Origin of the sequence: Roseinatronobacter thiooxidans, from assembly GCF_001870675.1 — a bacterium.
In the GTDB taxonomy this organism is placed as follows: Bacteria; Pseudomonadota; Alphaproteobacteria; order Rhodobacterales; family Rhodobacteraceae; genus Roseinatronobacter; species Roseinatronobacter thiooxidans.
Map to the genome: position 1 here is coordinate 1 of NZ_MEHT01000032.1, position 3,174 is coordinate 3,174.

A 3,174-nucleotide genomic window follows, 5' to 3' on the forward strand; every position below is an offset into this window, starting at 1 on the left:
GTAAGCATCCGCCGAGGGCCGCAGCCGTGGCATATTGATCAGAGGCGTTTGAGCGCGGCTTTTGGTTTACGCGGCCTTGGTGCCCATTTTTTGGCGAGGCGCTCAAAGTTGTCGAGGATGCGGCCGATCTGTGCTTCTTCAGGGTCAAACTTTCCCCCATACCATTCCAGCATCCGGTCGTGCTCTTCGTGCTTGGGGTTCGCCATTGCTTCGAGGAAGTCATCGTAGCCAGGGAACCCACCGACATCTTCCGGGGGACAAGCCCCGATGGCCCTGACAAGCCGTGGGTAGTCGGCGCCCGGCATGGCATCATCGATTTTCTCGACCTTGATCACATGGTGCCAGTTGTCGCCAAAGTCATAGATGTAATGGATGGTCTTGGTGCCGACATCTTCGAGCACATCAAACAGGCTGGTTTTGCTCGCGGGAAGCGGGCCATCGTAATAGCCGTCAGGATCGGGCACACCCCAGCCGACACCTCCGGCTCGGAACTCATAGAGGTGGCTGTCGGTCCAGCCCATGGCGGCCTGGATCACATCGTGCAGACGGTTCAGCTTGATCTTCAGCGGCACATCGAAGCGCCGCAATACCTGAGGTTCGACATCGGATAAGGTCACCTTAAGGCGCGCAACCAGGGTCATGCGGCAATCCTCTTCACTTCGGTTGCGGCCTTCCAATGCCAAGGCAGCAATTCATGCACGCGCGAGATCGGAATATCCGGCAGTCGGGCCAGCACATCGGCCAGCCATGCCTGCGGGTCGATGTCATTCATCTTTGCCGAGACGATGAGGGTATACATGAAGGCCGCCCTGTCACCGCCACGTTCGGATCCTGCAAAAAGCCACGACTTTCTGCCCAATGCGATGCCGCGCAGGGCGCGCTCTGCGGCATTGTTCGTCATGCATAGGCGCCCATCATCAAGGAATGCAGTGAAGGCGTCCCAGCGGCCTTCGCCGACGAGCATATAATTCATCGCCTTGGCGACAGGGTTGTGCTTTGACATACGGGCCCTCTCGGCGAGCATCCAGTCATGCAGATCATTGACCAGCGGCGCGATCCGTTGCTGGCGAACTTCGTGGCGCTCTGCCGCTGACACGCCGGTGATTTCACGCTCGATGGCAAAGATCGCGTCGATCCGCGTCACAGCGTCCAGCGCGATAGGCGAGATTTCTTCTGCCACCTTCTTACCCTTGCGTGCGGTGCCTTTGATATCGGCCAACTCAAAAAACTTGCGTCTGGCATGGCTCCAGCACAGCGCAGAACGCACCGGACCCGGGCTTCGATCTGCCAGATAGAGATCATTGTAACCGCCATAGACATCCGATTGCAGCACACCATGCCATCCGGCCAGGTGCCGGGTCGGATGCTCCTTGCAACGATCTGTCGAGAACTTGAAGAAGGCCGCAGGGGGCGCACCCCCATTCCATGGATTGTCATCACGCACATAGGTCCACAGCCGCGCAGTCTTGGTGCCGCCGCGCGCCAGAAGCGGCACGGTCGTGTCATCACCATGCAGGCGCGCACCGTCCAGCACGTGACGCTCAATCAGCGCATGGATCGGGGCCAGTGCCACGCAAGCATGACCGATCAGATCAGCCAAGGTCGACAGGCTGAGATCGATGCCTTCCCGCGCTATTCGCTCGGATTGTCGGTTCAGCGGCTGATGCTGTCCGTATTTGTCGAAAGCGATCATGGCGATCAACTGTGGCCCGGCCCATCCACGCGGAATAGCGTGGAACGGTGCCGGTGGTTGGCTGATCTTCTCGCATGCCCTGCAAGTAAACTTCTCGCGGACGGTCTGGATCACCTTCCACTGGCGCGGGATCACTTCCAGCGTCTCGGTGATATCCTCGCCCATCTTCACGATGCGGTCTGAACCACAGCAAGTGCAGGTGGTTGGAGCCTCAACCACTACACGTTCGCGCGGCAGATGCTCGGGAAAGGGTTTGCGAACAGGCTTGCGACGCGTGAAGGCGCGCACGGTGCTGGTCTTGTCCTGCGCTGCGGCTTGTTCAGCCGCCAGCGCATCCTCGGTAGCGGCAGCTTCCAATTCCTCAAGCTGCAATTCCAGCTGATCAATCAGTCGCGCGCGACGTTCCGAGGAAATGCCGTATTTGTCACGCCGCAGCTTTGCGATCTCCAGCTTCAATTCCTGGATCATCGCGTCTGTGCAGGAGGCAAGGGCGTGGGCCCGGGCCAATTCGGCTTCTGCAGCTTGCGCACGGGCTTGTGCAGCCTCGGCCGAGGCGGTTTGTGCAGCAAGCGCGGCGCGCAATTCAGCGATTTGCAGGGCGGTATCTGACATGGCAAATGTCTACCATGAACGCCACGAAAGGCCAATAAAAACAGGCATTTCACCGCAAATTATCCAGCCGTTTTGGGCCTTTGCGTCCAGCGTGGATTTCTCCAGTCTATGCCCTCCAGAAGATAGCCGAGCTGAGCTGATGATATCGCCACCGCCGTTCCATCCTGACTGACAGGCCAGATGAACTTCCCTGCCTCAAGGCGCTTCAAATACAAAGACATACCGACCCCATCATGCCACAAAAGCTTGACCAGATCGCCACGGCGCCCCCGGAAGCAGAAGATTTCTCCGGCATGTGGGTCACGCCCGAGGCCCTGTTGCACCGACAATGCCAAGGTGTTCATGCCTTTGCGCATATCAGTCACTCCACCTGCAATCCACACCTTCGTGCCAGCCGGAAACGCGATCATCGCACCAACCTCAGGCCATTGAGCAAGCGTGCGGCCGCTTCCATGTCAAAATCAGCAGGGATCATCACACGACATTGTTCGCCAAGTTCGATTGTCATTACGGCCGGTTGCGATGCAGGCACAGGGGGCAAGCTTTCAGAAACCGGCCCATCGTCTTGGGGAACAAGGCGCATGAATTGCATAGCGCACCCAAGCATCCCATACTTGTGCCGATAGCGCCAATCGTAAAGCATCGAACGCGATATCTCATGGCGCCGCGCGACCTCGGCCAATGTCACGCCGTCGCAATGGCTTTCTTCAACGATCCGGATCTTCTCATCATCCGTCCAACGGCGGCGACGGCCCGTGTCAGAAACCGACAAAACTTGAATGCGGGGGGTGTTCTCGTGTGCGTCCATAAGGACACTCGATAAACGCTCAGCCCGCTAAACAGCCAGACGGCCCTCGGCGAATGCTTAC

The 3,174-nt window shown here is 58.6% G+C and carries 4 protein-coding genes; all 4 read right to left on the reverse strand.

Annotated features, from left to right (window positions below; all coding sequences use genetic code 11):
- Nucleotides 1-38: 38 nt before the first annotated feature.
- Genes BG455_RS11950 through tnpA form a run of 4 tightly spaced genes read right to left on the reverse strand, consistent with a single transcriptional unit; the run spans nt 39 to nt 3,113 of the window.
- Nucleotides 39-641, reverse strand: coding sequence for a plasmid pRiA4b ORF-3 family protein (locus BG455_RS11950; RefSeq protein ID WP_071470242.1), 603 nt, complete (start codon nt 639-641; stop codon nt 39-41).
- Complete coding sequence (gene tnpC, locus BG455_RS11955) at nt 638-2,305, reverse strand: IS66 family transposase (protein WP_071470243.1); 1,668 nt, start codon at nt 2,303-2,305, stop codon at nt 638-640. Before tnpC ends, BG455_RS11950 begins: the two co-directional genes overlap by 4 nt.
- Before the next feature lie 59 nt (nt 2,306-2,364).
- Nucleotides 2,365-2,715, reverse strand: a complete 351-nt coding sequence (gene tnpB, locus BG455_RS11960) for an IS66 family insertion sequence element accessory protein TnpB (RefSeq protein WP_071470244.1) — start codon at nt 2,713-2,715, stop codon at nt 2,365-2,367.
- Nucleotides 2,712-3,113 carry an IS66-like element accessory protein TnpA gene (tnpA, locus tag BG455_RS11965; RefSeq protein ID WP_071470245.1) on the reverse strand — a complete coding sequence of 134 codons (402 nt, stop codon included), beginning with the start codon at nt 3,111-3,113 and terminating at the stop codon, nt 2,712-2,714. Before tnpA ends, tnpB begins: the two co-directional genes overlap by 4 nt.
- Nucleotides 3,114-3,174 lie beyond the last annotated feature (61 nt).

Coding starts and splice junctions, on each gene's coding strand:
- BG455_RS11950 (WP_071470242.1), bottom strand. CDS start 641: ATGACCCTGGTTGCGCGCCTTAAGGTGACCTTATCCGATGTCGAACCT.
- tnpC (WP_071470243.1), bottom strand. CDS start 2,305: ATGTCAGATACCGCCCTGCAAATCGCTGAATTGCGCGCCGCGCTTGCT.
- tnpB (WP_071470244.1), bottom strand. CDS start 2,715: ATGATCGCGTTTCCGGCTGGCACGAAGGTGTGGATTGCAGGTGGAGTG.
- tnpA (WP_071470245.1), bottom strand. CDS start 3,113: ATGGACGCACACGAGAACACCCCCCGCATTCAAGTTTTGTCGGTTTCT.